Source organism: Kitasatospora sp. NPDC001539, from assembly GCF_040298565.1.
Taxonomy (GTDB): domain Bacteria; phylum Actinomycetota; class Actinomycetes; order Streptomycetales; family Streptomycetaceae; genus Kitasatospora.
The window spans coordinates 1-25626 of sequence record NZ_JBEPAK010000091.1 but is presented as its reverse complement, the minus strand read 5'-3'; the positions used below and the strand labels follow the sequence as shown (position 1 = coordinate 25626).

Annotated in this window: 26 protein-coding genes; 3 read left to right on the top strand and 23 right to left on the bottom strand. The window is 73.7% G+C overall.

Annotated elements, in window-relative coordinates; all coding sequences use genetic code 11:
- The 10 genes from ABT247_RS16550 to ABT247_RS16505 all read right to left on the bottom strand — a co-directional run.
- Positions 1-293: carboxyl transferase domain-containing protein (locus ABT247_RS16550; RefSeq protein WP_350743391.1), on the bottom strand; the 293-nt coding region annotated here is incomplete at its 3' end.
- Positions 294-546: 253 nt separating this feature from the next.
- Positions 547-1740: a methionine adenosyltransferase gene (gene metK, locus ABT247_RS16545; RefSeq protein ID WP_350743387.1), complete on the bottom strand. Its 1194-nt coding sequence runs from the start codon at positions 1738-1740 to the stop codon at positions 547-549.
- A gap of 159 nt (positions 1741-1899) precedes the next feature.
- Entirely contained in the window at positions 1900-2295 is a 396-nt protein-coding gene (locus ABT247_RS16540; RefSeq protein ID WP_350743385.1) for a hypothetical protein, read from the bottom strand.
- Between the two features lie 122 nt (positions 2296-2417).
- A complete protein-coding gene (locus ABT247_RS16535) occupies positions 2418-3659 on the bottom strand; it encodes an NAD(P)/FAD-dependent oxidoreductase (protein WP_350743382.1) in 1242 nt (413 codons plus the stop codon).
- The gene (locus ABT247_RS16530; protein ID WP_350743380.1) at positions 3656-4228 is read right to left on the bottom strand and encodes an SRPBCC family protein; all 573 of its coding nucleotides are present in this window, start codon (positions 4226-4228) and stop codon (positions 3656-3658) included. The genes ABT247_RS16535 and ABT247_RS16530 overlap by 4 nt, the downstream gene beginning before the upstream one ends.
- Complete coding sequence (locus ABT247_RS16525) at positions 4215-4682, bottom strand: SRPBCC family protein (RefSeq protein ID WP_350743378.1); 468 nt, start codon at positions 4680-4682, stop codon at positions 4215-4217. Before ABT247_RS16525 ends, ABT247_RS16530 begins: the two co-directional genes overlap by 14 nt.
- A 5-nt stretch (positions 4683-4687) precedes the next feature.
- Positions 4688-5227: an SRPBCC family protein gene (locus tag ABT247_RS16520; protein ID WP_350743376.1), complete on the bottom strand. Its 540-nt coding sequence runs from the start codon at positions 5225-5227 to the stop codon at positions 4688-4690.
- A 41-nt stretch (positions 5228-5268) separates the two neighbouring features.
- Complete coding sequence (locus ABT247_RS16515; protein ID WP_350743374.1) at positions 5269-6672, bottom strand: coproporphyrinogen-III oxidase family protein; 1404 nt, start codon at positions 6670-6672, stop codon at positions 5269-5271.
- A gap of 69 nt (positions 6673-6741) precedes the next feature.
- Positions 6742-8151: a cytochrome P450 gene (locus ABT247_RS16510; RefSeq protein WP_350743372.1), complete on the bottom strand. Its 1410-nt coding sequence runs from the start codon at positions 8149-8151 to the stop codon at positions 6742-6744.
- Complete coding sequence (locus ABT247_RS16505) at positions 8148-8966, bottom strand: hypothetical protein (RefSeq protein ID WP_350743370.1); 819 nt, start codon at positions 8964-8966, stop codon at positions 8148-8150. The genes ABT247_RS16510 and ABT247_RS16505 overlap by 4 nt, the downstream gene beginning before the upstream one ends.
- Before the next feature lie 335 nt (positions 8967-9301).
- On the opposite strand from ABT247_RS16505, the gene ABT247_RS16500 reads away from it, so the two are divergent.
- Positions 9302-9718 carry an SRPBCC family protein gene (locus tag ABT247_RS16500; RefSeq protein WP_350743368.1) on the top strand — a complete coding sequence of 139 codons (417 nt, stop codon included), beginning with the start codon at positions 9302-9304 and terminating at the stop codon, positions 9716-9718.
- Between the two features lie 41 nt (positions 9719-9759).
- The gene (locus ABT247_RS16495) at positions 9760-11229 is read left to right on the top strand and encodes an MFS transporter (protein WP_350743366.1); all 1470 of its coding nucleotides are present in this window, start codon (positions 9760-9762) and stop codon (positions 11227-11229) included.
- A 74-nt stretch (positions 11230-11303) separates the two neighbouring features.
- Here the strand turns inward: ABT247_RS16495 and ABT247_RS16490 are convergent, their stop codons facing one another.
- From ABT247_RS16490 to ABT247_RS16480, 3 genes are all read right to left on the bottom strand, one after another.
- Entirely contained in the window at positions 11304-12209 is a 906-nt protein-coding gene (locus ABT247_RS16490; protein ID WP_350743364.1) for a DNA-3-methyladenine glycosylase family protein, read from the bottom strand.
- Between the two features lie 3 nt (positions 12210-12212).
- Positions 12213-12728, bottom strand: coding sequence for a MarR family winged helix-turn-helix transcriptional regulator (locus ABT247_RS16485; protein ID WP_350743362.1), 516 nt, complete (start codon positions 12726-12728; stop codon positions 12213-12215).
- Between the two features lie 185 nt (positions 12729-12913).
- Entirely contained in the window at positions 12914-13963 is a 1050-nt protein-coding gene (locus tag ABT247_RS16480) for an alpha/beta fold hydrolase (protein WP_350743360.1), read from the bottom strand.
- A gap of 242 nt (positions 13964-14205) precedes the next feature.
- Between ABT247_RS16480 and ABT247_RS16475 the strand changes: the two genes are divergently transcribed.
- Complete coding sequence (locus tag ABT247_RS16475; RefSeq protein WP_350743357.1) at positions 14206-15264, top strand: serine/threonine-protein kinase; 1059 nt, start codon at positions 14206-14208, stop codon at positions 15262-15264.
- A 217-nt stretch (positions 15265-15481) separates the two neighbouring features.
- Here ABT247_RS16475 and ABT247_RS16470 read toward each other — a convergent pair whose 3' ends face one another.
- The 10 genes from ABT247_RS16470 to ABT247_RS16425 form a co-directional block, all read right to left on the bottom strand.
- Positions 15482-15922: a MarR family winged helix-turn-helix transcriptional regulator gene (locus tag ABT247_RS16470; RefSeq protein WP_350743354.1), complete on the bottom strand. Its 441-nt coding sequence runs from the start codon at positions 15920-15922 to the stop codon at positions 15482-15484.
- Positions 15915-16706, bottom strand: coding sequence for a 4'-phosphopantetheinyl transferase superfamily protein (locus ABT247_RS16465; protein WP_350743352.1), 792 nt, complete (start codon positions 16704-16706; stop codon positions 15915-15917). Before ABT247_RS16465 ends, ABT247_RS16470 begins: the two co-directional genes overlap by 8 nt.
- A gap of 3 nt (positions 16707-16709) precedes the next feature.
- On the bottom strand, positions 16710-17609 hold the full coding sequence (locus ABT247_RS16460; RefSeq protein WP_350743350.1) for a cyclase family protein: 900 nt from the start codon (positions 17607-17609) through the stop codon (positions 16710-16712).
- A gap of 61 nt (positions 17610-17670) precedes the next feature.
- Positions 17671-17907 carry a phosphopantetheine-binding protein gene (locus ABT247_RS16455; RefSeq protein WP_350743348.1) on the bottom strand — a complete coding sequence of 79 codons (237 nt, stop codon included), beginning with the start codon at positions 17905-17907 and terminating at the stop codon, positions 17671-17673.
- Between the two features lie 48 nt (positions 17908-17955).
- The gene (locus ABT247_RS16450; RefSeq protein WP_350743346.1) at positions 17956-19185 is read right to left on the bottom strand and encodes a beta-ketoacyl-[acyl-carrier-protein] synthase family protein; all 1230 of its coding nucleotides are present in this window, start codon (positions 19183-19185) and stop codon (positions 17956-17958) included.
- A gap of 28 nt (positions 19186-19213) precedes the next feature.
- On the bottom strand, positions 19214-20461 hold the full coding sequence (locus ABT247_RS16445; RefSeq protein ID WP_350743344.1) for a beta-ketoacyl-[acyl-carrier-protein] synthase family protein: 1248 nt from the start codon (positions 20459-20461) through the stop codon (positions 19214-19216).
- A gap of 74 nt (positions 20462-20535) precedes the next feature.
- Positions 20536-21480 carry an ACP S-malonyltransferase gene (locus ABT247_RS16440; protein ID WP_350743342.1) on the bottom strand — a complete coding sequence of 315 codons (945 nt, stop codon included), beginning with the start codon at positions 21478-21480 and terminating at the stop codon, positions 20536-20538.
- Between the two features lie 877 nt (positions 21481-22357).
- Positions 22358-23551, bottom strand: a complete 1194-nt coding sequence (locus ABT247_RS16435; protein ID WP_350743340.1) for an MFS transporter — start codon at positions 23549-23551, stop codon at positions 22358-22360.
- Positions 23552-23806: 255 nt separating this feature from the next.
- Entirely contained in the window at positions 23807-24088 is a 282-nt protein-coding gene (locus tag ABT247_RS16430) for a helix-turn-helix domain-containing protein (RefSeq protein WP_350743389.1), read from the bottom strand.
- Between the two features lie 675 nt (positions 24089-24763).
- Positions 24764-25180, bottom strand: a complete 417-nt coding sequence (locus ABT247_RS16425) for an STAS domain-containing protein (RefSeq protein WP_350743338.1) — start codon at positions 25178-25180, stop codon at positions 24764-24766.
- Positions 25181-25626 lie beyond the last annotated feature (446 nt).

The window sequence follows — 25626 nt, the reverse complement described above, 5'->3', positions numbered from 1 at the left end:
CCGCCGAAGATCCGGAAGTCGTGGGCGTACACGAAGACCGTCCGGCCGTGCACCTCGCCCCAGCCGACCACCACGCCGTCGGTGTACGGCTTGCGGTCCTCCAGGCCGAGGCCCGAGGCGCGGTGCCGGCGCAGCGGCTCCAGCTCGACGAAGGTGCCCTCGTCGAAGAGCACGTCCAGCCGCTCCCGGACGGTCAACTTGCCGCGTGCGTGCTGGCGTTCGGTGGCGTCCGCGCTCGGTCCGTCCTGGGCCTGCCGGTGCTTGGCGGCCAACTGCTCGACGGCGGTGCGCATCTGCGGCCCGAGCGCCGCGGTCCGGGGGTGCACGGGGGCCCGGACCGGGGCGGGCGGCGGGGCGGGGCTGCCGACGACGGTGCCGAGGCGATCGGCGAGTCCGCTCTGGATGGTGGTCAACGTACTTCCCCTCTCGGAACTTCGGCCTCGTACTTCGGCTCGGCGTCGGTGCGGGCCCGGTGCGGGCCCGGCGCCCCGGCCCGGGGTGCTGTCCACGGGCCCCGCGCTCGGGCCCCGGGCTCGGGCCCCGGGCTCAGAGCCCGGCGGCCGCGCGCAGCTCCGCCGCCCGGTCGGTGCGCTCCCAGGTGAGGCCGTCCGCCTCGCGGCCGAAGTGGCCGTAGGCGGCGGTCCGGGCGTAGATCGGGCGCAGCAGGTCCAGGTCGCGGATGATCGCGGCCGGGCGCAGGTCGAAGACCTTGGTGACGGCCTCCTGGATGCCCAGCACCGGGACGGTCTCGGTGCCGAAGGTCTCCACGAACAGGCCGACCGGCTCGGCCTTGCCGATCGCGTACGCGACCTGCACCTCCGCCCGGCGGGCCAGCCCCGCGGCGACGATGTTCTTGGCGACCCAGCGCATCGCGTACGCGGCCGAGCGGTCCACCTTGGACGGGTCCTTGCCGGAGAACGCGCCGCCGCCGTGGCGGGCCATGCCGCCGTAGGTGTCGACGATGATCTTGCGACCGGTGAGGCCGGCGTCGCCCATCGGGCCGCCGACCTCGAAACGCCCGGTCGGGTTGACCAGCAGCCGGTAGCCGCTGGTGTCGATGCCGAGCGAGGCCAGCTCGGGCTCGACGACGTACTCCCGGATGTCGGGGACGAGCAGCCCCTCCAGGCTGATGTCGGCGGCGTGCTGCGAGGAGACCACCACGGTGTCCAGGCGCACCGCGCGGTCGCCGTCGTACTCGATGGTGACCTGGGTCTTGCCGTCCGGCCGCAGGTAGGGGATGGTCCCGTTCTTGCGGACCTCGGACAGGCGCTTGGACAGTCGGTGCGCCAGGGCGATCGGCAGCGGCATCAGCTCGGGGGTGTCGTCGCAGGCGTAGCCGAACATCAGGCCCTGGTCACCGGCGCCCTGCCGGTCGAGCTCGTCCTCGGCGCCCTCGACCCGGGACTCGTAGGCGGTGTCGACGCCCTGGGCGATGTCCGGGGACTGCGAGCCGATGGAGACGGAGACCCCGCAGGAGGCGCCGTCGAAGCCCTTCTGCGAGCTGTCGTAGCCGATCTCCAGGACGGTGCGCCGGACGATCGCGGCGATGTCGGCGTAGCCGGAGGTCGCGACCTCCCCGGCGATGTGCACCTGACCGGTGGTGATCAGCGTCTCGACCGCGACCCTGCTGGCCGGGTCCTGGGCGAGCAGCGCGTCCAGGATGGCGTCGCTGATCTGGTCGGCGATCTTGTCGGGGTGGCCTTCGGTCACGGACTCGGAGGTGAACAGGCGGCGGGCCATGGGTGCTCCGTAAGGGTCGGCGGCTGGAACGGGGCGGAAGGGCGGGCGGACGGAACGGCGCGGGGCGGCGCGGACGGGTGCGGGTGGGGGTGGGGGGAACGGCGCGGGGTGAACGGCGGCCGGTCCCGGCCGGCGGGGCGGCGGGGACCGGCCGGGCGGTCAGTTCGCTTCGAGCAGCCGCTTGAGCTGGACGAGTTCCTCGGCCATCTCGTTGCGCTGCCCGACCACCACGTCCTCGTCGACGTGGGGCGGCAGGTTGACGGTGAAGCGGACGGCGACGTGCTCACCGTGCTCCTGGAGGTCGAGTTCGGCCTCCTCCTCCTGGCCGCGGATCAGGGAGTGGATGACGTAGCGGCGGGAGCCGGTGCTCCGGGTGCCGGTGATCCAGGTCTCGATGGGGCCCATCACGGACTGCACCTGGAACCTGCCGTCCCGCTCGCCGTCGACCGCCTGGAAGAAGGTGGTCCACTCGGTCAGGTTGGGCACGTGCCCCAGGTAGGCGCCGACCGTGGCGAGGTCGCCCCTGATGTCGATGCCTCCGGTCACGGGGATCATTGCGGTTGTCCTCGCTCTCTCGTGGTGCGGGCTGCTGCGGAAGGGGTGTCCTGTCGTGGGCCGAGCCGGAGCCGGGCGGCCGGTCAGAGCCGGGCCGCGCCGGGCCGCGCTGGGCCGGCCGGTCAGAGCATCCCGAACTGCTCCCGGACACCGCCGATCAGCTCCCGCGGCGAGCCCGGCGGCTCCTCCGCGCTGCCCCGCAGGGTGCTCTGGAGCAGGGCGGCGAGCGGCAGCACGGTGGGCAGGTGCGGGTCGGCGAGGCCGATCAGCAGCTGCTGGTGGGCACCGTCGGCGAAGGCGGCCTCACCGGCCGCGTCCGCGCCCTTGATCAGCGCGCCGGCCTTCTCCTGGTACCCGGCGACCACCGCGGAGCGCTCCTCGGCGCCCGGGGCGGCCAGGGTGTCGACGGCCGCCTGGCCGGCGAACAGCCCGGCCTGGACGGCGATGTCGATGCCGCTGCAGAAGAACGGGTCCAGGAAGGCCGCGGCGTCGCCCGCGATCGCGTACGACTCCCCGGCCAGCTCGGTGGCGCGGAAGCGCCGGTTGAGCGCCGGCAGCACCGGCAGCAGCTGGTCGGCGCCGGCCAGCAGGGTCTGCAGCGGGGCGGCCTCGTCGACCTCGGCCCAGAACAGCGACTCGATGTCGCCGCCGTAGCGCCGGGCGTGCTCGTCGCCGACCACCACGCCGACGCCGACCCGGCCGCCGCCCATCGGGATCACGAAGACGTAGCCGTGGGTGATGCCGATGATGGTCATCGTGCCCTCGACCGCCAGCTCGTGCTCGCGCTCGGGCTTGAAGTGGCTGAACACCGCCTCGCGCGGGTCGAGTTGCTGCTCCGGTTCCTCCCGGGTGCCGAGCGCCCGGGAGACCAGGGCGGACTTGCCGCTGGCGTCGATGACGTAGCGGGCGGACAGTTCGGCGATCCCGGCCGGGGTGGCCGCGGTGAGCCGGACGCCGCTGCCGTCCGCCGCGAACTGGACCTCGGTGACGGTGTGCAGCGGGCGGTAGCTCGCGCCCTGCCGGATCGCGTTGTCCACCAGGATCTTGTCGAACTTGGAGCGGTCCAGCCGGACCACCGCCGGCAGGTCGCAGCCGGCCGCCCGGGCGAGGGTCAGTTCCAGGCCGAAGCGGCCGGTGGCGTTGAGGAAGCGCACGCCGGTGGCGGCCCCGAAGGCCCCCTTGACGTCCGCCACGCCGAGTCCGCGCAGCAGCGGCAGGGTCTCGCCGGACCACGACTCCGGCAGGTGCGGGGCGGGCTGCATCGCGCGGTCCAGCAGCAGGACGCTCAGGCCCGCCCTGGCCGCGGCCGCCGCCGCGGTGGAGCCGGCCGGGCCGGCTCCGATCACGATCACGTCGGTGGTCACGCGGCGGCTCCCAGGGCGGCGGGCGAAGGCTGCGCGCCCGCCTCGAAGTGGCTGACGAAACTGTCCAGGATCCGGCCGAGGCGGTCCTCGAAGCGGCGCCGGTAGGCGTCCCGGTAGTCCTGGTGGGCGGGGTCGGACGGGCTGCCGCCCGGCTGGGCCGGGAGCAGCTCGTAGGCCCGCTCGGCGGTGACGAGGCAGCCGCCGTCCTGCTCGGTGAAGCGCCAGGCGCCGAGGTGGTCGGCCATGCCGGGCGGCGGGTTCGGGCTGAAGAACTCGATGTCGCCGCCGGGGGCGAGGAAGCGGACGGTGCGGACGAACTCGGTCCGGCCGTCGCGCTCCACCTCCAGGTCGAACTCCTGGTGGGCGCCGTCGTCGTAGTGCACCCGGACGGCGGTGATCCGGTCCCAGACGGCGTGCCAGGAGGCGATGTCCCAGAACAGCGCCCGGACTTCGGCCACCGGGGCGGCGACCGGCCGGGTGACGCTCAACAGGTCGCTGCGGTCGGCCACGTCGGCGGAGGCGCCGGACTCGGCGGGCGCGGCGGCCGCGGCGCGGTCAGCGGGCGACATCGGCCTCGACCGCTTCGCGGAACAGCTGCAGGTTCTGCTGCAGGTGGCCGGAGAGCCGGCGGCCGAACTCGGCCTCGTCGGGCACCGGCGCGGCGGCCGGGTCGCCGGCGGGCGGGGCCTTCAGTTCGAACTCGCGGGTGGCGGTGACGGTGGTGCGGCCGTCCTGCTCGGCGAAGGTCCAGCGGCCGGCCATCCGCTTCAGCAGCGGCGGCGGCGTGGTCTGCACCAGCTCCAGCTCGTAGGGGGCCCGGCAGTAGCGGACGCCGCGGACGGTCTCCTGACCGCCGGGGCGCTCCACCGTCATGGTGAACTCCTGGTTGTAGCCGTCGCAGTAGAGCACCTGGACGTCCAGGGTGTCCGGCAGGATCGCGGGCCAGCGGTCCAGGTCGGCGAAGGCCCCGTAGGCGGCCTCGATCGGCGCGTCGATGACCACGCTCTCGGTGATGGCGGCCACGGCGCTCACTCCCCGCCCCGGCCGGTGAGCACCCGGCGCCAGGAGTCCAGGGCCAGCTTGGAGTGGCCGGCCAGCATGGTGGTGACCTGCTCCTCGGTGCTCGCCGTGTCGGTGGCCGGGTAGACCAGCGGGGCGACCTCCTCGTGGAGGTTCCACACGTGGGTGACCTCGACGTGGGTGTGCTCCGGGTTGTCGGCGGCCGGGGTGAAGCGCCAGATCCCGCCGTGGTGCCTGAGGAACTCGGGCGGCTCGGGCTGGAAGAACTCGATCTCGCCGGGCCGGCAGTTGCGGATCGAGCGGACCCGCAGCTGGGAGCCGTCGGTCTCGGAAGCGACCGTCATGAAGAACTCCTGGTAGCGCCCGTCGTCGTAGCGGACGTCGATCTCCTGCACGTGCGGCAGGTACCGGGGCCACGCGCGGACCTCGAACAGCGCCCCGTAGACGGCGTCCAGCGGCGCCTCGATCACCAGGGTCTGCACGGTGCGGTGGGCGAACCCGGGGTGGGTGTCGATGGTGAGCCCGGCCCTGGGGCTGACGGTGGTCATCTCTGCTTCGCTCCTTGGCTGTTGCGGTGGTTCGTCGGGTCTCAGGCGCCGAGCCAGTCCTCGCGGCGGCCGGCGAACAGGTCGACCATCGGGGTGTTCATGGCCCAGTGCGGGTGCTCCAGCGCGGTGGTCTCGCCCCAGAAGTCGGGGTTGGTGAACTCGAGCATCACGTTCATGTGCCACTCGTGGCCGAGCGGCGTGAGCGTGAGCTTGTCGTCGGCGAGCTCGGCCAGGCCGCGGCTGACGATCCGCTCGACCTCGGGCTTGAAGTCCTCGAGGAAGCTGGAGCCGAACTGGAACTCGTACTCCTTCAGGTCGACCGCGAAGGCCTGGAGGATGTTCATCACGTAGCGCTCCTTGCGGACCCGCGGGGTCAGCTGGGAGGAGACGGCCGAGATGAAGTGCTCGCCGCGGTTGACGGCGGCGATGTAGCCCTCGACGTCCTTGCGGCCGCCGACCCGGTAGTCGTTGATGAAGCTGTAGGCGCTGGGGCCGACGCCGAGGATCTCGACGTTGTTCCGCAGGAACGTCCACTCGTTGTAGACGTTCTCCCAGCCCGGCCGGCAGAAGTGGTCGAACATGTAGTTGTGGAAGCCCATGTTCTCGGTGGCCTCGACCAGGTCGCGGTACATGTTGCGGACGTACTGCGACTCCTTGTCCACCAGCGGGGCGACCTTGCCCATCTTGATGAACTTGTCCTGCGGGGTGCCGGGGTGGATCCGGTACAGGTAGGTGGTCAGGTGCTTGACGTCGAGGTCGCGCAGCACCTCGAGGTCGCGCTGCCAGGTCTCCCGCCGGTGGCCCGGCAGGTTGTACATCATGTCCATCTGGATGTTGTTGAAGCCGCGCGAGGACAGCTCGTTGATGGCCTTGACGGACTCCTGTGCGGCGTGCGGGGAGCCGATGATCCGCAGGATGCTCTCGTCGAAGGACTGCACGCCCAGGCTGACCCGGTTGATGTACGAGTCGGCGACGTAGTCCAGCTTGTCCGGGGTGTAGTCGCGGGCGTTGCCCTCGAGGGTGAGCTCGTAGTCCTTGGCCACCGGGTAGTTGGCGAAGATGGTGTCCAGGATCCGCTTCAGGTAGGCGGTCTTGAGCAGCGAGCCGGTGCCGCCGCCGATGTAGATGGCGCGCAGGCTGCCGGTCTGGAAGCGCTTGTAGGACGCCCAGCGTTCGAGGTCGGCGACGATCGCGTCGACGAAGCGCGCCTCCTTGTTGCGCGGGTCGTGCGGGGAGAGCTGGTCGACGAAGTACGGGCAGGAGTAGCAGCGCACCCGGCAGAACGGGACGGACAGGTACATCACGTAGTCCTGGCCGGTCTGGTCGAGCGCCAGCTGCGGCAGGAACTCCTGGCCGGAGCGGTTCTCCCAGAGCGCCGGCGGATACAGGATGAACGGGGTGGTGTACTTCTGCGGGTACGGCTGCGTGGTGACGGGCGCGGTCATGCGGGGGTCTCCAATCGGTCTTTCACGGGCTGGGGAGCCGGCGGCACTCCTCGGACGGCTGACGTTCCGTCAGGGCCTGTCGCGCGGCTCGGCGTACATCGGCAGGCCGCCCTCGGGGCGGAGGGTCATCACCGGGCCGGCGACCACCCGGTGGCCCGGCACGGACCGCAGCCGGAACTGCTGCACCACGGTGGTGAGCAGCAGCTGCGCCTCCATCAGCGCGAAGTGCACGCCGAGGCACTGGCGTTGGCCGCCGCTGAACGGGACGTAGGCGTAGTGGTGCTGCTTGGCGGCGTTCTCCGGGGTGAACCGCTCCGGGTCGAAGCGCTCGGCGTCCGGCCAGTACTCGGGGTGGCGGTGCACGACCCAGGGGCAGATGGTGATGCTGGCGTCCTTCGGCAGCGGCAGGCCGCCCACCTCGTCGGGGCCGTTGCCCCAGCGGGCCAGCAGGTAGATCGGCGGGTAGAGCCGCATCGCCTCCTGGACGACCTGCTTGGTGTACGGCAGGTCCGGCAGGTCGGCCACCGTCGCGGTGCGGCCGGCCAGGCGGGTGTCGACCTCGTGCTCGAGGCGCTCCAGCACCTCGGGGTGCTCGGCGAGCAGGTGGAAGGTCCAGGTCAGCGCGTCGGCGGTGGTCTCGTGGCCGGACAGCAGCAGGGTCATGACCTCGTCGCGCAGCTGCTGGTCGCTCATCCCGCGGCCGCCGTCCTCGTCGGTGACGGCCATCAGCAGGGAGAGCAGGTCCCCGGTGTCGACGGGGTGTTCGCGGCGGCTGGCGATGATGTCGTGGATGACCTCGTCCAGCTCGGCGACGTTGGCGTTGAACCGCTTGACGAGCGGCAGGAAGGGCAGGTTGACCATCAGCGGGCCGAAGGGGTTGCCGAGCAGTTTGGCGAACTGCTCGCTGACCTCGCTGAACGCGGAGCCGACCTTGCCGGCCTCGTTGATGATGTCCATGTTGAACAGCGTCTGGCCGACGATGTCCAGGGTGAGCTGCATCATCTCGGCGTCGACGTTGACCGGGCCGTCCTCGCCGCGGGCCCCGCGCTCGCGCCAGCGGTCCAGCATCCGCAGCGTCGCGCCGGTCATCATGTCGCCGTAGGTGGCGACCCGCTGCTTGGTGAACCCCGGCTGGATCAGCCGCCGTTGGCGGTGCCACAGGTCGCCGTCGCTGGTCACCAGGCCCTTGCCCATGACGCGGCCGAGCAGCAGGAAGGCCGGGTGCGGGGCCTTGCTGTAGTTGGCCGAGTTGGTGGCCAGCACGTGCCGGATGTGGTCCGGGTCGGAGAGGAAGTAGAAGTACTGGTTGGCCAGGAAGCGCACCTTGACGGCGTCGCCGTGCTGCCGGAAGACGTCGGTGAGCAGGGTGATCGGGTTCTTCGAGAAGCCGCGCGCGACCCCGAGCGGGGAGCCGCCGGTGGCGACCGCCCAGGTCTTCGCGGGGCGGGCCGCGGCCCCCCGCTCCGGGGCGATGGTCATCGGGCCGCCGCCTTTCCGCCCTCGATGCCGACGGGCCGGCCGATCAGGTAGGTGACCGGCGGGCCGCCGCGGCCCTCGGGCTTCAGCACGCCGGTCTCCCAGGAGTAGTCCGGCGCGTCGAGGTCGTGCACCATCTCTCGGAGCTCCTCTGTGGTGTAGGTGCGCAGGTTGGAGGCGATGCCGTCCCACGTGAACGCGAGCGGCACCAGCGGCACGAGGTAGCTGAAGAACAGCCGGCTGTAGCTCACCGGCCGCAGCCGCGCCGCCCACCCCCAGACCAGCAGCGGGCCGAGCGGGACGGTCAGCAGGATCGGCGCCCAGCGGCGCTCGGTGAACTCGAACACGGCGATGGCCTCGCGCCGGCGGTAGGCGTCCGCCAGCACCCGGCGGGCGGTGTGCGGCCGCAGGTGGTGGAAGCCGGTGAACAGGGTGCGCAGTCCGGACAGCCGCTCGGGCACCGCCGTCGCGTCGACCGACTGCGCCTCGTAGCGGGTGCGGCCGTCACCGACGGTGCGGACCGCGGCCGCCAGCGCCTCCCGGTTGGGGTACTTGTCGGTGAGGACCAGCTCGACGTCGGCGTCCTCCTCGGCCAGCCGGCCCTTGAGGACCGTCCAGGGGCCGGAGCCGCCCGAGCAGAGGTCGACGATCCGGGAGACGTCGTGCTCGCGGACCAGCTTGGCCAGCAGCGGCACCACCGGCGCGTAGACGTCGCCGCGCAGCACGATGGCCTCGCGCAGCAGGTCGGTGATCGGGTTCCGCAGCACCGCGGGGAACCAGGAGAGATCCTCGAACTCGAACAGGTGACGCCGTTTCATCGCAACTGACCTCGCTCCACTGGATGGCGCCGTTCGGATTCCTCGGCGGTCGACGCCGGACAACCCCATACTCCGCACTGGAATTCGAGCGGGCCATCCTCAAAACCATGCAGCGCTCCGGTCAAGCCCCGGCGGGCCGCTGCATACCGAGGGCGAGTCGGCGCGCTTACCGCCTCCGAGCAGTCGGTATGCCCGCATAGCGCAGTCGCCGGCAAAGGCGCTCAAGCGGCGTTCGAGCGGGATTCGAGGGGGTGCCGCAAAAGCCGGTGAAGAATTGCCGGGCACCGAATTCCGTTCGCTGCGAATCGAATTGTCACCGACGAAAGGACTTCCCCATGTGGGAGTACGAGCACAGCGTGGTCGCCGACGTCACCCCCGAGGCGGTCTGGGCCCTCTACAGCGACACCACCAAGTGGGAGAGCTGGGACCAGGGCCTGGACGCGATCGAGCTGCACGGCCCCTTCGAGGTGGGCACCAAGGGCCACCTGAAGCCCAAGGGCCAGGACGGCTTCCCGTTCACCCTGATCGAGGCCGAGCCGAACAAGCGCTTCACCGACGAGACGGTGGTGAACGGCCTGGTCCTGCACTTCATCCACATCCTGGAGGCGCAGGCGGACGGCCGCACCAAGATCACCCACCGGGTCGAGATCACCGGCCCGGCCGCCGCCGAGGCCGCCCCGCACGTCGGCCCGGCCGTCACCGCCGACATCCCGGCGACCGTCGCCCGCCTCGCGGAGCTCGCCGCGGCCTGATCGGCCCCTTCCACCCACACGACACGCCCCAGGAGGCGCACGTGTCCATCATCGAGTCCAGGACTTCCACGGATGCGGCGCCTCCCGGGGCGCCCGCGCGGGCCGCGGCCGGCCCGGGCCACCGGGCCGCCGCCGGGATCGTCCTGCTCCTGCTCTGCCTCAGCGAGTTCATGATCTCGCTGGACTTCTCCATCGTGAACGTCTCGCTGCCCGTGATCCAGGGCGACCTCGGCTTCCGCGCCGGGGACCTGGTCTGGGTGGTCACCGCGTACGTCCTCGCCTTCGGCGGCTTCCTGATCGTCGGCGGACGGCTCGCGGACCTCCACGGGCGCCGGCGCGTGCTGGTGCTCGGCCTGGCCGGCTTCACCGCCGCCTCGCTGCTGGCCGGACTCGCGGGCTCCCCGGGGCAGTTGGTCGCCCTGCGGGCCGTCCAGGGTCTGTGCGCGGCGGCCGTGACCCCGGCCGCACTGGCCACCCTGACCACCACGTTCACCGGCGAGAAGGAACGCCGGCAGGCGATGGGCGCCTGGGGTGCGGTGCTCGGCGCCGGCTTCGTCTCCGGCGTGGTCGGCGGCGGTGTCATCACCCAGTACCTGGACTGGTCCTGGGTGTTCTGGATCAACGTGCCGATCGGCACCGTCCTCACCGTGCTCGCCGCCCGGCTGCTCGGCCCCGGCCGCGACGGCCGCCGGCCGCGCCGGATGGACCTGCCCGGTGCCGTGCTGATCACCGGCTCGGTGGTGGCCCTGGTCTTCGCGCTCTCCGAGAGCAGCGTGACCGGCTGGACGTCCACCCGGGTGCTGGGGGCCCTCGCGCTGGCCGCGGTCGGCGGCCTGGCCTTCGCCGCGGTCGAGGTGCGCAGCGCCGAACCGGTGCTGCCGCTCGGCCTGCTGAAGCTGCGCCGGCTGGTGGTGGCCAACCTGGCCAACGTGCTGATGATGGGCTCGTTCTTCGGCCTGGTCTACACCGTGACCCTGTTCCTCCAGGACGTGATGGCCTTCTCCCCGCTGCGCACCGGCCTGACCTTCGCGGGCGCCGGAGTGGCGGGGCTGGCGGCCGGCGCGGCCTCCGAGCCGCTGGCCCAGAAGTTCGGCGCCACCCGGGTGCTGATCACCGGCGCGCTGTTCCAGGCCGCCGCCACCGGGGTGCTGGCCTCCCTGCCGACCAGCGGCACCCAGCCGTTCGTGTCGGCCTGCACGGTGGTGGTGAACTTCAGCGGCGTGGTGGCGATCGTGATGATCAACCTGGCCGCGACGGCGGACGTCGCCGACCAGGACCAGGGCGCCGCCGGCGGTCTGTTGAGCACCTGCGAGCAGATCGGCGGCGCGATCGGCCTGGCGGTGATCTCCACGGTGGCCGCGTCCCGGGCGCACCACCTGGCCGGCTCGGCGCACCCCGACGCCCGGGCGCTGCTGGCCGGTGACCGCTGGGGCATGGCCATCGCGGCCGCCCTGGCGGTGGCGGGCGCGCTGACCGCCCTGGTCGGGCTGCGCAAGCCGAACCGCTCCTGATCCGGCGCCACACGCCGAGCGCCCCACCGCGATCGACCGCGGTGGGGCGCTCGGCTGCGTGCCGGGGCCGGGGCTCAGCCGCCGACGCGCAGGTAGTGGCCCCAGTAGCCCTGCCACGGGCCGTAGTGCTCGGCCAGCCGCTGGAACTGCGCCTCGTCGACCGGGTGGCCGTAGACCCGCTGGACCGCCCGGGCCATCTCCTTGTCGAGGACGATCCGCTCCATCCGGCCGAGCCCGCGGATCAGCAGGAAGGACGCCGACCACTCGCCGATCCCGTGCAGCTTCAGCAGCTGCTCGCGGACCTCCTGGTACGGCCCGGTGCGCAGGAACCCCTCGTCCAGCTCGGCCCAGAGCCGCACCGAGCGGTGCAGGTAGCCGGCCTTGCGCTGGTTGCCGATCAGCGCGGCGAGCTCCGCCTCCTCGAAGCGGGCCAGCTGCTCGACGTCCGGGAAGGCCCAGAGCCGCTCGCCGCCCACGTCGATCCGGTTGCCGACGGCCTCGACCAGGGCCCGCTTCATCTGCCGGGCCACCGGCATCGGCACCCGCTGGCACAGGATCGCCCAGCAGAGCAGCTCGAACGGGGAGGGGAACTTGACCTGGTGGTAGCCGTGCAGCCGCTCCACCACGCGCGCGAAGGGCTCGTCCTGCCGGGCCAGCCGGTAGAACGCGGTCAGGTCGTCGGAGAGTCCGAGGTAGAAGTCGATCCGGTCGGTGACCGCCGCGACCGTCTCCGGGCCGATCGGCTGCTCGGCCGCGAGCCGGGCGTCCAGGCCGGGCGCCCCGGGCGCCGCCGTGAGGCGCACGCCCAGGGTCGTCCCGGCCTCCCGGACGGCCAGCGTGAGCGCCGCCTGCGCGGTGCCCTGCTGGCCGGCCATCGCCGGGAAGGAGCCGATGAAGCCGAGTGAGGCCCGGAAGTCGAACGGCTCCCGGGCGGGCAGCCGGACGTCGGTCAGGTGCAGGGCCGTCGCCTCCGTGGCCATGGTTCAGTCCTCCTTGGGGTTGCCGGGCAGTCCGGACGTGAGCGGCTGGCCCCACTCGTCGGAGAGCGCGTACAGCACGGCGAGCGCCGCGTTGCGGGGGACGGGGGCGAAGAACTCGGCGTCGGCCTTCTCCACCGCGTACATCGCCCGCTCCAGCAGGGCGGCGCCGGCCTCGGTGACCTGCACCCGCTTGGCGCGGGTGTCCACCGGGTCGGGGATGCGCTCGACCAGGCCCTTGCTCTCCAGGGTGCGCAGCACCTGGCTGGTCATCATCGGGTCGGTGCCGGAGTGGTCGGCCAGGTGCCGCTGGGTGGGCGGGCCCTCCTGGGCGCCGAGCCAGCCGGCGCCGGCCAGCAGCACGAACTGCACGTGCGTCAGGTCGTGCGGCTTGAGGGCGGCGGCGATCGACCGCTGCCAGGAGAGGGTGACGCGCCAGAGCAGGAAGCCCGGGCTCTCGGCCGGCTTGGCGGGCCGCTCGAAGTCGGCCTCCGGCTGGTTGTGCACTGCGGAGTCGTTCATGGCCGTGCTCACTTTCCCTCCCTGACCTGGTTGTGCTGGTGCTTCCACATAGGTGGGCCCCTCTCTCCACTTACTATGCGCGTTTACTATATCGGATACGAGTATCCCTGGCGACCGGGCGGCCGGGGCGCCCCGCGATCGGGCGACCCGGCCGACCCGGCGATCCGGGCGAGGTCGCGAACCGATCAGATCAGTGCCAGTTCCATCGCCCTGGCCACCGCCATCCCGCGGCTGTTCACCCCCAACTTGACGTTGATGTTGGCGAGGTGACGGGCCGCGGTGTGCTCCGAGATCCCCAGGGTCCGGGCGATCGCCCGGTTGGAGAGCCCGTCCCTGGCCCGCCCGATCACCGCCAGCTCGCGGTCGGTCAGCAGGCCGCGACCCGGGTTGGCGAACGCCGTGAGCTCGGCCAGCACCGCGTCCGGACCGGTGAAGTACGGCAGCGAGGCCCCACCCGGCAGGGTGCGGCCCACCGCCTCCGGAAGCGCCTCCACCATGCGGCGCGCGACCGCCGCCGGGCACAGGTAGCTGTCCTCCCGGCGCAGCAGCAGCGTGGGAACGGCCACCGCCCCCAGCTCCTCCCAGGCGTTCAGCGCGCAGGAATCCAGGAACAGGGCGGCCGCGGCCTCCGGCTGGGCGCACATCCGCTGGTAGTCGGCGTACCAACGGACCTCCTCTGGCCTCGTCCCCGGCAGCAGCAGCTCGGCCACCAGCCGGGAGCCGAGGTGCCAGTCCGCCCGGACCAGCCGCTCCACCGCCCCGGGCAGGTCGTCGGCCAGCCCGTCCGGATGGTCGCGGTCCACGGTGAACGACGGCGCGGTGCCGAACAGCACCAGCCGGCTCACCCGGTCCCCGTACCGGGCGGCGAACAGCAGCGCCAGCGGACCGGCCAGCCCGCTCGCCAGCAGGATCACCCGCTCCTCCGCGCACGCGTCCACCACCGCTGCCAGATCGGCGAGTTGACGCTCCCGCGAGAAGTCCGGCTCCTCCTCGGCGGACATCCCCACCCCCGGCGGGTCGTAGCGGATCACCCGGAAGGCGCCCGCCAGCGCCCGGTGGAAGTCGCCCACCGGCCCCACCGACCAGTCCACCGACAGGTGCGAGACCCAGCCGGGCAGGACCAGCAGCGCCGGGCCCTCGCCGGCGGCCGTCCATGAGATGTGCCGGCCGCCCTCGACCAGGCGGCGGCGGACCAGCGGTGCTTCCCCGCCTCTTGCTCCCGTCGGCCTGCTCATCCCTCGTTCTTCCCCCTTGCTCCAGCAGCCACGTGCCGTTGCTGTGCTGTTCGCAGCGTAAGGAAGCCCGGAGCCCGGGGCCTCGAGCCGGACTAGACGGCGGCAGGACCACCACCGGCCCCGGCGGAAGTACGCAGGTCGGGACGGAACTGCCGCACCGCGCTGCACAGTTCTGGGGATGGAGCACCCGACGGCGGCCCCGCACACTGAGGTCCGGAAGGCAGGAGGAAGGAAGGCCGAGGATGACGACGACCGTCGAGGAGACCATCTGGACGTCCGTGGTGCACGGCGCCGTGCACGGCGCGACCGTGACCGACCTCGGCGGTCGCCACCCCATGTCCGTCTCCGCCTGCGGCTTCACCGCCGAGGACGCCCGGCGCGGCGCGCTCACCCGCTACCACGCGGCACGCGCCCTCCAGGAGGCCGCCAACGGCCCCACGGCCGTCGGGCCCGGCCCCGTCCGGACACTGCGCCCCGCGGACTTCGTCCCCGGGGGCGCCGAACCCGGCGCCGCCCCGCCCCTGCCCGCGCTCTCCGGCGTCGGCGCGGTCAGCGGGCTGCGCTACCTGGTGCCGGCCCGGATCTTCTTCTCCGCGCCCGTCCCCGCCGCGGTGCGCGAGCCCGTCCTGGACGGTGCCGCCACCCCCGGCCCGGCACTCGCCGAGGTGCTCGCGCTGGACGTCGCCGCCCGCTGGTGGCGCCATCCGCACACCCGGCTGGCCGATGCCACCGTGCTGCTGGCCGACCGGCTGCCGGAGGAGGTCCGCCGGGCGCTGCCCGCGCACCGGCTGGCGGCGGAGGCGTTCCTGTGGACCTCGGCCGGATTCGCGCTCGGCATGGTCGTGATGCACCGCGGCGACGGCGAGGCGGCGAGCTTCGGGGTGAGCGGGCGGGAGACGCCCGGCGCCGCCCTCGAGGACGCCTTCCTCAAGGCGATGGCCGCCCGGCTGGGCCGCCCGCCGGGGCCCGGATCGGCCCGCCGAACGGTACGGCCCGCAGTGCCCCGCGCCCGGCGCACCCGCTTCGCGCCGCCGACCGGCCCGAGCGGCACCCGGGCGCTGGCGGCCTGGCACCAGGGCTCCGAGCAGCTGGCGCTGCTGCGCAGCCACGCCGTCGGCCGGCTGCCCTCCGGCGCCTGGCCGGCCGTGGACTGGGTGGAGCTGGCGCACCGGCGGTTCGGCCACGAGCCGGTGCTGGTCGAGCTGCCCACCGCGGACGGCGGTCGGACCGTCCAGGCCGCGTGTCCGGGGGCCGAGGTGTACCGCGCCTCGGCCGTCTCGGTGCCGAGCTTCCCGTTCTGAGCCTCCGCCGCCGGCGGCCGCGGTTCTTCGCTTCCTCCGTGAGCCTCGGGCGCTTACCCGCCTCCGGCTGCTGACGGGTTCACCGTTCGCGGGCCGCCGCAGCTCGCGGGCCTCCGCTGCCTGCGGGCCTCCGCTGCCTGCGGGCCCTCGGCGTCGGCGGGCCTACGCCGCCGTTCACGGGCCTCCGGCGCCCCGGTGTCCGCGCGCCGGGCCCGTCTCATGCCACCAGCAGGTCCAGCAGCCGCTCCAGCGCCCCGCGGTCCGCGGCGGCCAGGCCGGCCAGCAGCTCCTCGTCCACCCGCCGTTCCAGCGCGGCGAGTTCGGCCGCGAGCCGGGCACCGGCGTCGGTCAGCTCGATCCGGTAGGCGCGCCGGTCGGCCGGGTTGCGCCGACGGACCACCCAGCCCTGTTCCTCCAGCTGGTCGATCAGCCCGACCATGCTGGTCCGGTCGATCCCGAGCTGTTCGCCGAGCGCCTGCTGGGCACCGGGGCCCTGGGCGGCCAGGGTGGCCAGCACGGCGTGGTCCTTGGGCCGCACGCCGCGGTCCGCGAGCGCCCCGGCCAGCCGGTCGGAGAACCGGTCGGCCGCCTGGCGCAGCAGCCGGCCGGGGCCGGGCTCGGGACGCCGGGCCGCGGTGGTGTCCGCGGTCTCAGGCATGGACCGTCACCTCCTTGAGCAGATTGTCATGCGCGATGATAGTCAGCTCTAGAGATGGTTTTCCAGCCCCCGGCCCCGAATCGCCCGGCCCGTTCCGTTTCCCCGAGGACGGCGAGGACGGCCCCGGGCGGTACGGCGCCACCGCGGGCAGTGCCACCAACGCGGCCGCCAGCCCGGCGCCGTGCGCCAGCGCCACCGGGACGAACCGCCCCTCCGCCGTGCGCAGCAGCGGCGCGCCCGCCTCCGTACGGCCCCAGCGGACGGGCCCCGCGGGACGGCCGGAGCCCGAGCACAGGTCCTCCCAGGCCCGCCGTCCGGCCAGCCGGGCGGCCGCCGAGTGGGCCCGCCCGCGTTCCCGGCGCGGCAGGCCCGCCGGGACGGCCACCACGGCGGCCCGCAGGCGCGGCGACGGGCCGCGGCCGAGGCCGAGGCCCGGGGCCGCGACCACCGCCGCCAGCACCGAACCCGCGAGCTCCCGCACCGCGCCGTGCAGCACCCGCGGGAAGTCCGGGGGTGGGCGGCCGCCCGCGAGGCGGACCGTCCGGGCACCGCCGGCGGTCGGCGCCACCTCGATGCCGCGCCAGCCGATCCCGTCGAAGCCCGTCCCGAACGCCTTGAGCACGGCCTCCTTGACGGCCCACACCTCGGCGAGCGCACGCGGGTCGGCCGCGGTGGCGGCGAGCTCTCGCTCGGTGAAGGCCACCGCGGCCACCTGCGGGGTGCGCCGCAGCCGTGCCGCCCAGTCCGCGACGTCCGAGACGTCGACCCCCAAGCGGACCACCACGGCTCAGTCCGCCTCTCGACCGTCCGGCTCGGCGGCGCGCCGGGCGGGGCCGGGGCGCGCAGCGCCGGGGTCCGCCGGGCCGGGGCGAGCGGGGCGCGGCTGGGCGGGGGCCTGCCCGGTCGGGCCGACCATCGCGACCACCCTGGTCCAGCCGGCGCCCGCGCCCGCCACCGCGACCGGGAAGCAGGTCACCATGAAGCCGGTGGGCCCGGGCAGTTCCTCCAGCCGGTTGAGCTTCTCCAGCTGCAGGTACTCGTTGACCCGCCCGTAGATGTGAGCGGGCCACAGCACCTCGCGGTCCCCGGTGCGGTGGTACTCCTCGACCATCGCGGCCATCGGGCGGTCCAGCCCCCAGGCGTCGATGCCGATCACCTTGACGCCGCGCTCCACCAGGAAGGCGGTGCCCTTCCCGGAGAGCCCGGCGTACTCGGTGAGGTACTCGGCGGTGCCCCAGTGCTTCGAGGCGCCGGTCCAGAGCAACACGATGTCGCCCGGGGCCAGTTGGTGCCCGGCCTCGTCCAGCGCCGCGATCAGGTGGTCCACCGTGATGGCGCTGCCGACCGGGACGTGCCGGACGTCCAGTCGCACGCCCGGTCCGTAGCACCACTCCAGCGGGACCTGGTCGATGCTCTTCGCGGGCGCGCCGCCGGACTCCGGCCCGTAGTGCAGGGGCGCGTCCATGTGCGTCCCGGTGTGGGTGGTCAGCGTGACGGTCTCGTTCGAGACCGCCATGCCGTCCGGGAACGCGTCCGGACCGAGTCCGAGCACGACGGCTCCGGTCTCGTGGTCGAGCACCTCGACCTCGACCGGGGTCGCCTCGCTCGGGGTGTCCTGGACGATGACGCTCAGGTCGATCAGCCGGAGCCCGGGCACCGCGGGCGGTGGGCCCTCGTGCTCTGTCATCACGCCTCCTCTCCTCGCCTGTCGTCGGTCCCGCCCGCCGGGCCGGCGGGCGGGCCGCAGTTCAGATCCGGCCGTCCAGGAACTCGACCAGCTGGGCCACCGTGCGGACGTTCTTCAGCGCCTTGCCGTCGGGGGCCTGGCCGCCCACCAACGAGGCGACGGTCTCGACCAGTTCGGCGGAGTCGATGTCCAGGTCGGCGCGCAGCTGCGCCTCCGGGACGATCTCCTCGGCCTCGATGCCGAGTTCCACCAGCACGGCCTTGAGGCGGTCGAAGGTGGACAGGGTCTGGGTGCTCATCTCGGTTTCTCCTTCTGACTGGTTGAACGTGACTGCTGCGACCGGCCGTCAGTGCGCCCGCCCGGCGGGCCCGCGCAGCACGAGGGCCGCCACGGTGCCGTCCGCGCCGCGCGCGTTGACCAGCGCGCTGCGCACCGGCCGCACCCGGGGGGCGTCGACGACCAGGTCCAGTTCGGTCGCCTCCCGCTCGCCGGCGGTGATCCCGGCCACCGGTGGCACCGCCCCGTGGCGGATCGCCAGCAGCGCGGCGAGCAGGTCCACGGCCGGGGCCGCGCCGAGCAGGTGGCCGGTGACCGGCTTGACGGTGGTGCACGGCACCCGGTCGACCGCGCCCGCGCCGAGCAGGTCCTGCACCGCCCGGACCTCGCCGGCGTCGGCGTAGACGGTGCCCTGGGCGTCCAGGGCGATCAGGTCGAGGTCCTGCGGGACGACCTCGGCCTCCTTCAGCGCGGTCTGCGCCACATGGGTCAGCACGTCGGTGCCGGTGCGGCCGAAGACCTGGTCCGAGCTCGCGTGCCCGGCGGCGAACCCGGCCACCTCGGCGAGGATCTCGGCGCCGCGCGCCCGGGCGCTCTCCTCCGCCTCCAGGGTGAGGACCACCGCACCCTCCCCCACCAGGAAGCCGTCCGCCCCGGCACCGAACGGCCGGTAGTCGCCCGGGGTGAGCCGCCCGCTGGTCTCGCAGAAGGTGTACGTGTACGGGGTGACCGGCGCCTCGGCGCCGCCCGCCAGCATCGCGTCCGCGCGGCCCTCCGCGATCGCCCGCGCCGCGTAGCCGACGGCCACGGCCGCGCTGGCGGTGTCCGCCGCGACGGTCTTGGAGAAGCCCTTGATCCCCCACTTGATGCTGATCTGGCCCTGCGGCGCGGTGGGGAACCAGGCGGAGGCGATGTAGGGGCTGACACCGGTGTAGCCGACCCGGCAGAGCCGGCGCATGCTCTCCTCGGTGATCTCCCAGCCGCCGTACATGTTGCCCAGGTAGACGCCGACCCCCTCGGGGGCGTCGGCCGGGTCCAGCCCGGCGGCGGCCAGCGCGTCCTGCGCGGCGACCAGGGCGAGTTGGCAGAAGCGGTCCATCCGCTTGCGCAGCCGCAGCGGGATCGAGGCGACGGCCTCGTCCCCGGCGGTGCCGGCGCGGCGGGCGGTGTACTGCCCGGTCGGGAAGCGGTCGATCTCGGTGACCGCCGGGCGGCCCGCGCCGACCAGTTCCCAGAACTGCTCGGTGGTCCGCGCGCCCGGGAGCGCCAGCCCCACCCCGGTGATGACGACCTTGCGCATCTCGTGTCCTCTCTTTCCGTCGGGTGGCTCAGGCGCGGCCGAGGACGACCGTCGAGTGGATGCCGCCGAAGCCGCTGGAGAGGCTGGCGACGGCGTCCACGGTCGCCTCGCGGGCGGTGTTGGGGATGTAGTCGAGGTCGCAGTGCTCCCCCGGCTCGACGTGGTTGACCGTCGGCGGCAGCCGGTGCTCGTTGAGGGCGAGCACGCAGGCCACGAACTCCAGGGCGTTGGCGGCGGCCAGCGCGTGGCCGACCATCGACTTGATCGAGCTGACCGGCGTGCGGTACGCCTGCTCGCCGAGCACCAGCTTGACGGCGTTGGTCTCGCACACGTCGTTCTGCGGCGTCGAGGAGCCGTGGGCGTTCACGTAGCCGATCCGCTCGGCGGGCAACCTCGCGTCGTCCAGGGCGAGTCGGAAGGAGCGCGCCAGGTCGGTGCCGTGCTCGGCCAGGTCGGTCATGTGGAAGGCGTTGGCGCTGCTGCCGAAGCCGAGCACCTCACCGAGGATGACGGCGCCGCGGCTGCGGGCGTGCTCCCACTCCTCCAGCACCGCGATGCCGGCGCCCTCGGCCAGCACGAAGCCGTCCCGGAAGCGGTCGAACGGGCGGGAGGCGTGCTCCGGGTCGTCGTTGCGCACCGACAGGGCGCCGATCACGTCGAAGCAGGCGACCACGAAGGGGGTGATCGGCGCCTCGGCGGCCCCGGCCACCATCACGTCGGCCTCGCCGCGCCGGATGGCGTCGAAGGCGAAGCCGACGGCGTCGTTGCCGCCGGTGCAGCCGGTGGTCAGGGTGACCGCCGGACCGTACAGGCCGAAGGCGTCGGCGACGGCCGCGGTCGGGGTGTTGAAGGTCGCGGACAGGTGCAGCCGCCGGTGCGCGGCGGCCACGTCGATCGGGCCGGTGCCGCCCGCCGTGAGGCCCGGGAAGTGCTCGGTCATGAACTTGGTGCCGCCGATCGCGTTGGCGATCACCACGCCGGTGCGGAACGGGTCGAGGCCGTCCGCCCCGTCCAGTCCGGCGTCGGCCATCGCCTCGTACGCGGCGGCCAGGGCGATCCGGACCACCCGGTCGTCGCCGTCCGGCTCCTCGGCCGGGCTGCCGGGCAGCACCACCGGCGGCAGCTGGCCGGCGATCTGCGAGTTGAAGCCCGCGGCATCGAACGATCCGATGCGCGAGACGCCGTTGCGGCCCTCCCAGAGGCCTTCGGCGAAGTCCTTCTTTCCGATGCCATTGGGGGCCAGGACCCCCAGGCCCGTGATCGCGACTCGACGCATCGCGCTCTCCTTGTCCCTCTCGGTCGGTCAAGTGGTCCGTGCTCAGTGCTCTTTACGGCCGGCCGGGCCGGGTGTCAGGCCACCAGCAGGTGCTCGTCGCCCATGGTGAGTGCCATCGCGTCGCCCCAGCCGGCGCAGGACGCGGAGACCGCCTTGCGGTCGAACTGCCGCAGCAGGCCGCGCAGTACGGAGCCGGGCCCGACCTCCACACAGGTGTCCACGGCCTCGGCGCGCAGCGTCTCCATCACCCCGACCCACTCCACCGGAGCCGCGATCTGACGGGCCAGCAGGCGCCGGTAGGAGTCGAGATCGGTGACCAGCCGGCCGGTCATGCTGCTGATCAGCGGGGTGTGGCCGGTGTGCAGCGGCAGTTCGGCGATCAGCGGGGCCAGCCGGTCCTCGGCCTGCGCCATCAGCGGCGAGTGGAAGGCACCGTGCACCTCCAGGGGGATCACCGCCTTGGCGCCCTGCTCCAGCAGCGTCCCGGACAGCAGCCGCACGGCGTCGGCCTCCCCCGAAACCACGGACTGCCGAGGGCTGTTGGCGTTGGCGACCACCACCGTGCCGGCCACCTCGGCGGCCGCCGCCCGCACCGCCGCCGGGTCCATGCCCAGTACGGCGGCCATCGCACCCGGCGTGGCCACGCAGCAGTCCGCCATCTCCGCCGCCCGGTTGGCGACCACCACCAATGCGTCGTCCAGGTCGAGCCATCCGCCCGCCACCAGTGCCGAGTACTCCCCCAGGCTGTGCCCGGCCACCACGGCCGGCGCCAGCCCCAGCAGGTCCAACTCGGCCGTCAACGCACAGGACAGCGCCAGCACGGAGAGCTGGGTCGGCACCGTCTCGGTCAGCCGCTCGGCGGGACCGGCCAGCACCGCCGCCTCGATGTCCTGCCCGACCATCTCCCCCGCCCGGCGCAGCACCTGCCCGAAGAAGGGCGACCGCTCGTACAGGTCGGCCCCCATGCCCACGTGCTGGCTGCCCTGCCCGGGGAAGAGGAACGCGTACCGGTGCCCCATGAGCTGCCACCCTCTCTGTGCATCACCATTCTTGAACGTCAGCATGACTGATGGTTTCTCTTACTGTCAATCAGATCATCCGACCATCAGTTCGCCTTTCTTGCCCCCGGATCGAGGCGACAGGGCCCGGCCCGGACGGAGTCCGCGCCGGGCCGTCCACCCGCACCACCACGTCCTCCCACGTCAGCCGGAGGAAGGGCCGTGGTGCCCGCCCGGCCGCCGTGACCGGGGACGCCAGTCGGTGCCACGCGCGCGGCACGGCCCCCTCGGGGCCCTCCTGCACGGCCTGCTCACCCTGGACGGCACCTTCGCCTCCGGCGGCCACCGCGTCACCGCCACCACCACGGACACCGCCCTGCCTCCGGGCTGCTGTACCGGGCCGACCTACTGGCGCGACCGGCGCGAGGTCGTCGACGGCGGCGGGACCTCCTCCTTCGGCCGCGATCCCGTCATGCGCGCCGAACGCCTCGGCGACGCCGTCCGGTTGACCGCCGGGCCGGATCCCACGGGGAGTCCGGAGCAGCGACGCCGGTGGCGGTGGCGACGACACGAGCGGGCCGCACGCCCCCACCGGCGGAGGACGGAGGACCACCCTGCGGTCGAGCTGCCCGTCGCCGAGCTCCGCCGCCTGGGCGACGGCGCGGAACGGGACCCGACCGACGTCCTCCGGCCGGCCGCGGACCGGGCCGCCCGGGACCTGCCCGCCCACGCCACCCCCGTCACCGCCGCCCTCGCCCGCGCGCCGGCCTGCCCGCACCGGACGTGCGACGGACGTGCCCGCACCGGACGGGCCGCGACGGCGGGAGGCCCCGGCGAGGTGAGTGCCGGCAGGACGTGGCCCGGGCGCAGCGGCGGGCCGCCGCTCGCAGCCACCCGGTCAGCTCCCGGACGCGGCCCGGCGGTGGTAGCGGCGCTCGGTCGCGGTGCAGGCGGTCAGGGCGAGGGCGGCCGCCGCGGCTGCCGCGGTGACCGCGAAGGAGGCGGCCGGGGCGAAGTGTTCCACGGCCCACCCGGCGAGGAAGGTGCCCGCCGACTGCGCCAGGATCAGCGCGCTGACCAGCGCCGCCATCGCCTCGCCGAGCCGGGCGGCGGGTACCGTCCGCTCGACCAAGCCGAACACCGCGATGATCTGCGGCGCGACGGCGATCCCGAGGAACCCGATGGCCGCGGTCAGCACCGCGAGCCCGCCGTCCGCCAGGAGCAGCAGGCAGGAGGCGCCGAAGAGCAGCGCCGAGCCCGCCCGGAGGCGCTGCGGCAGGCCCCAGCGGGCCGACAGCGAGGCGGTGGCGACGCCCGCGAGGGAACTGGTGCAGCCCATGAAGCCGTACACCAACCCGGCCGCGCCGGGCCGGCCCAGCGCCTCGGTGGTCGCCGTGACCCCGACCTGGACGGATCCGAAGCAGGCTCCCAGCAGCGCCATCCCCGCCAGCAGGAGGACGTACGGCGTGCTCGGCAGCCGGCCGGCGGCGCGGGAGCCGGGGCGGGACGGCGCCGGGACCCCCGGGGCGGCGGTGGGGTGCAGCGCGAACAGGGTGGCGCAGACGCCGGAGAGCCCGGCTGCGGTGAGCAGTCCGACGGCCGGTGAGGCGGCGGTGGCGAGCAGGCCGACGAGCGCCGGACCGGCGGTGAAGCCCACCTCGTCGACGATCCCGTCCAGCGCCAGCACCGCGGAGGTCGGCTCCGGCGCACCGGCGGCGAGCCGGACCCAACGGCTGCGCGACAGCGGGCCCACCAACGGGACCGAGAGGCCGGTCAGCGCGGCGGACGCGACCTGCCAGCCGAGGGCCGGCCCGCGTTCGGAGACCGCGACCAGCGCCACCAGGGCCGCCGCGTTGACCAGGGCGGCGACCAGCCCCACCGTCCGCTGTCCCCGCCGGTCCGCCAGCCGGCCGACGACCGGACCGCCGAGCGCCTGACCGGCCGCCAGCGCCCCGGCGACCAGCGAACCGCACCACACGCTGCCGGAGTTGCGGCTCACCAGCAGCAGGGTGCCGATCGGGCTCATCGCGGCCGGCAGCCTGCCCAACGACGACCACAGCAGCACCCGGCCACCCGTCAGCTGCTTCGCCATGCGGAAGTTCCCGGCCACGGACACGGTCCACGCCCCTGCGGAGCCGGCCCGGGCGCCCGCCTCCCGCAGCCGGCCCGACCAGGCGACAGCGACCTGCGGGTGACCTCTCCGACGGTAGGGGCCGGCACGGGCGGGGAGTAATCGTCCGATCCTCCGGCACGGCCGCGCGGCGGCGGGGAGGAGGCCGGAGGAGTGACCAAGGGCGGGCGGGGCCGGAGGCGGACGGCGTGCCCGGTGGAGCCGGGCTGCTCCCGGTCAGGTGTCCGCGGTGGGCTCCTGGTCGCGCTGGGAGCGGCGGAGCCGCTCGTTGAGGCGCAGGGCCTCCTCGAGCTGGTCCTCGAGGATGATGATGCGGCAGGCGGCCTCGATGGGCGTGCCCTGGTCGACGAGGTCGCGGGCCCGCATGGCGATGCGCAGCTGGTAGCGGGAGTAGCGGCGGTGTCCGCCCTCGGAGCGTAGCGGGGTGATCAGGCGGTGCTCGCCGAGGGCTCTCAGGAAGCCGGGCGTGGTGCCGGTCATCTCGGCGGCGCGACCCATGGTGTACGCGGGGTAGTCGTCGTCGTCGAGTTTGTCGGGTGTGTCGGGGCTGGTCGTCGTAGTCACTGCACCTCTCTGGTTCCGGGGAGAACGCGTCGAGGGGCCCCGGCGCCGTGTCGGCTCCGGGGCCCCGAAGGGGAACAACACCATCTACCGGCCTGAGCCGGTCCTGTTCACGTCCGCTGCGCCCCGGTTGAGGGGGCGTACGGGGATCGCATGTGCGTGACCGGAAACCACCGTCCTTGCGTTGGGGTCTGCGGTGTCCGCCCGGGCGTCCTCACGGTCCGGGCGATCCTGATGGCGCCTGTGCCCTCCATTCGTCCTCTGGACTGCACTACTGGATTGCACTTCTGGTACCGCACTTCACTGAACTGCGTGCTGCTCGATACCGCTGACGGCAGCCCCTGACACCTGCGGGCCGCCCGGTCCGGCAGCCAGCCCCGTCACCGTCCTGCACCTGCCTGGCTCCGGGACTCCGCTGCCGGACCGACGAACTGCGGACTTCCGTCCGACAACTCCGGCCGGTTCGTCCGGCCGTATCGCCGACTCTGTCTGCCTACGAGAAAAACGCTAATCCCGCCGCCGGGCAATGTCTACTCCGGCGCGCATAGATTTTCCGCCACACGCGCGGCAGATCCGGAGCGCCGACGCGGGCCCCGAAGGAGCCGCCCCCGCCTACCCGGCGGCTGACCGGCGCTGGTGGCGCACCGCGCGCTCCAGGCTGGGGTAGACGGGCAGGACCAGATCGGCGTCGGTGATCCGCAGGACGCGCTCCACCGTGCGGCTGGGCGCCACCACCACCAGCGGCACTCCGTACCCGCTCGCCCGGCGCCGGGCCGCGAGCAGCGCGTTGAGACCACTGGGAGTGAACAGGCCGACGCCGGACAGGTCGACGGCGAGCAGCGCCGGCGCTCCGTCGAGCGCCCGGTCCAGGGCGCCCTCGACGTGCTTCTCGTTGTCCAGGTGCAGGTCGCCGGCCAGCGAGCACACGACGACGGCATCCACGTCGCTGATCTCGATCCTGAGGTCCGGCCCCACGAGCACCAGACCGGCACGGCAGCGGGTACCGGCACGATTGCGGGGAACTGTCACGACACGCCTCCAAGCCCACCGAAGGCTCCACCCACCAGGGGCGCGGGCCGAGGCATCGAATCCGCGGGATGCGGGAGACAGTACGGCGACAGTCGACGGGCGTCCGGTCCGCCACTCTGACGAAACAGGTGCATTTCGACCCTACCTCGCCGGGAGTGCGAACACGATCCCGGCTTCAACCGTCAGCCGCCACCGCCCACCGGCTCGCGATCGCGACCGCGGCCCCTCTGCCGGGCCCGCCCTCCCGCCCGACCCGTTCCTCGCGCCGGGCTCCACGGCACCGGAAGGCCGCCCGTCAACCCTCCGGAACCGGACGATTCCAGAACGGAGGATCCGCCTCCTACTGCGGCGCAGGCGCGCCCAACGTACCCGCACAACGCGCAGAGCCCGGAGCCCAGTTCGCCCTCTCCCACCTCCGGCGGGCCGCCCGCTGACCCGCGGGCGGC

Excerpts from the sequence above, each read along its gene's own strand:
- ABT247_RS16445 (WP_350743344.1), bottom strand. The coding sequence starts at position 20,461 with ATGCGTCGAGTCGCGATCACGGGCCTGGGGGTCCTGGCCCCCAATGGC.
- ABT247_RS16430 (WP_350743389.1), bottom strand. The coding sequence starts at position 24,088 with ATGGGTCGCGCCGCCGAGATGACCGGCACCACGCCCGGCTTCCTGAGA.
- ABT247_RS16440 (WP_350743342.1), bottom strand. The coding sequence starts at position 21,480 with ATGGGGCACCGGTACGCGTTCCTCTTCCCCGGGCAGGGCAGCCAGCAC.
- ABT247_RS16475 (WP_350743357.1), top strand. The coding sequence starts at position 14,206 with ATGACGACGACCGTCGAGGAGACCATCTGGACGTCCGTGGTGCACGGC.
- ABT247_RS16450 (WP_350743346.1), bottom strand. The coding sequence starts at position 19,185 with ATGCGCAAGGTCGTCATCACCGGGGTGGGGCTGGCGCTCCCGGGCGCG.
- ABT247_RS16460 (WP_350743350.1), bottom strand. The coding sequence starts at position 17,609 with ATGACAGAGCACGAGGGCCCACCGCCCGCGGTGCCCGGGCTCCGGCTG.
- ABT247_RS16520 (WP_350743376.1), bottom strand. The coding sequence starts at position 5,227 with ATGACCACCGTCAGCCCCAGGGCCGGGCTCACCATCGACACCCACCCC.
- ABT247_RS16490 (WP_350743364.1), bottom strand. The coding sequence starts at position 12,209 with ATGGCCACGGAGGCGACGGCCCTGCACCTGACCGACGTCCGGCTGCCC.
- ABT247_RS16455 (WP_350743348.1), bottom strand. The coding sequence starts at position 17,907 with ATGAGCACCCAGACCCTGTCCACCTTCGACCGCCTCAAGGCCGTGCTG.
- ABT247_RS16485 (WP_350743362.1), bottom strand. The coding sequence starts at position 12,728 with ATGAACGACTCCGCAGTGCACAACCAGCCGGAGGCCGACTTCGAGCGG.
- ABT247_RS16540 (WP_350743385.1), bottom strand. The coding sequence starts at position 2,295 with ATGATCCCCGTGACCGGAGGCATCGACATCAGGGGCGACCTCGCCACG.
- ABT247_RS16515 (WP_350743374.1), bottom strand. The coding sequence starts at position 6,672 with ATGACCGCGCCCGTCACCACGCAGCCGTACCCGCAGAAGTACACCACC.
- ABT247_RS16480 (WP_350743360.1), bottom strand. The coding sequence starts at position 13,963 with ATGAGCAGGCCGACGGGAGCAAGAGGCGGGGAAGCACCGCTGGTCCGC.
- ABT247_RS16435 (WP_350743340.1), bottom strand. The coding sequence starts at position 23,551 with ATGGCGAAGCAGCTGACGGGTGGCCGGGTGCTGCTGTGGTCGTCGTTG.
- ABT247_RS16470 (WP_350743354.1), bottom strand. The coding sequence starts at position 15,922 with ATGCCTGAGACCGCGGACACCACCGCGGCCCGGCGTCCCGAGCCCGGC.
- ABT247_RS16505 (WP_350743370.1), bottom strand. The coding sequence starts at position 8,966 with ATGAAACGGCGTCACCTGTTCGAGTTCGAGGATCTCTCCTGGTTCCCC.
- ABT247_RS16510 (WP_350743372.1), bottom strand. The coding sequence starts at position 8,151 with ATGACCATCGCCCCGGAGCGGGGGGCCGCGGCCCGCCCCGCGAAGACC.
- ABT247_RS16530 (WP_350743380.1), bottom strand. The coding sequence starts at position 4,228 with ATGTCGCCCGCTGACCGCGCCGCGGCCGCCGCGCCCGCCGAGTCCGGC.
- metK (WP_350743387.1), bottom strand. The coding sequence starts at position 1,740 with ATGGCCCGCCGCCTGTTCACCTCCGAGTCCGTGACCGAAGGCCACCCC.
- ABT247_RS16500 (WP_350743368.1), top strand. The coding sequence starts at position 9,302 with ATGTGGGAGTACGAGCACAGCGTGGTCGCCGACGTCACCCCCGAGGCG.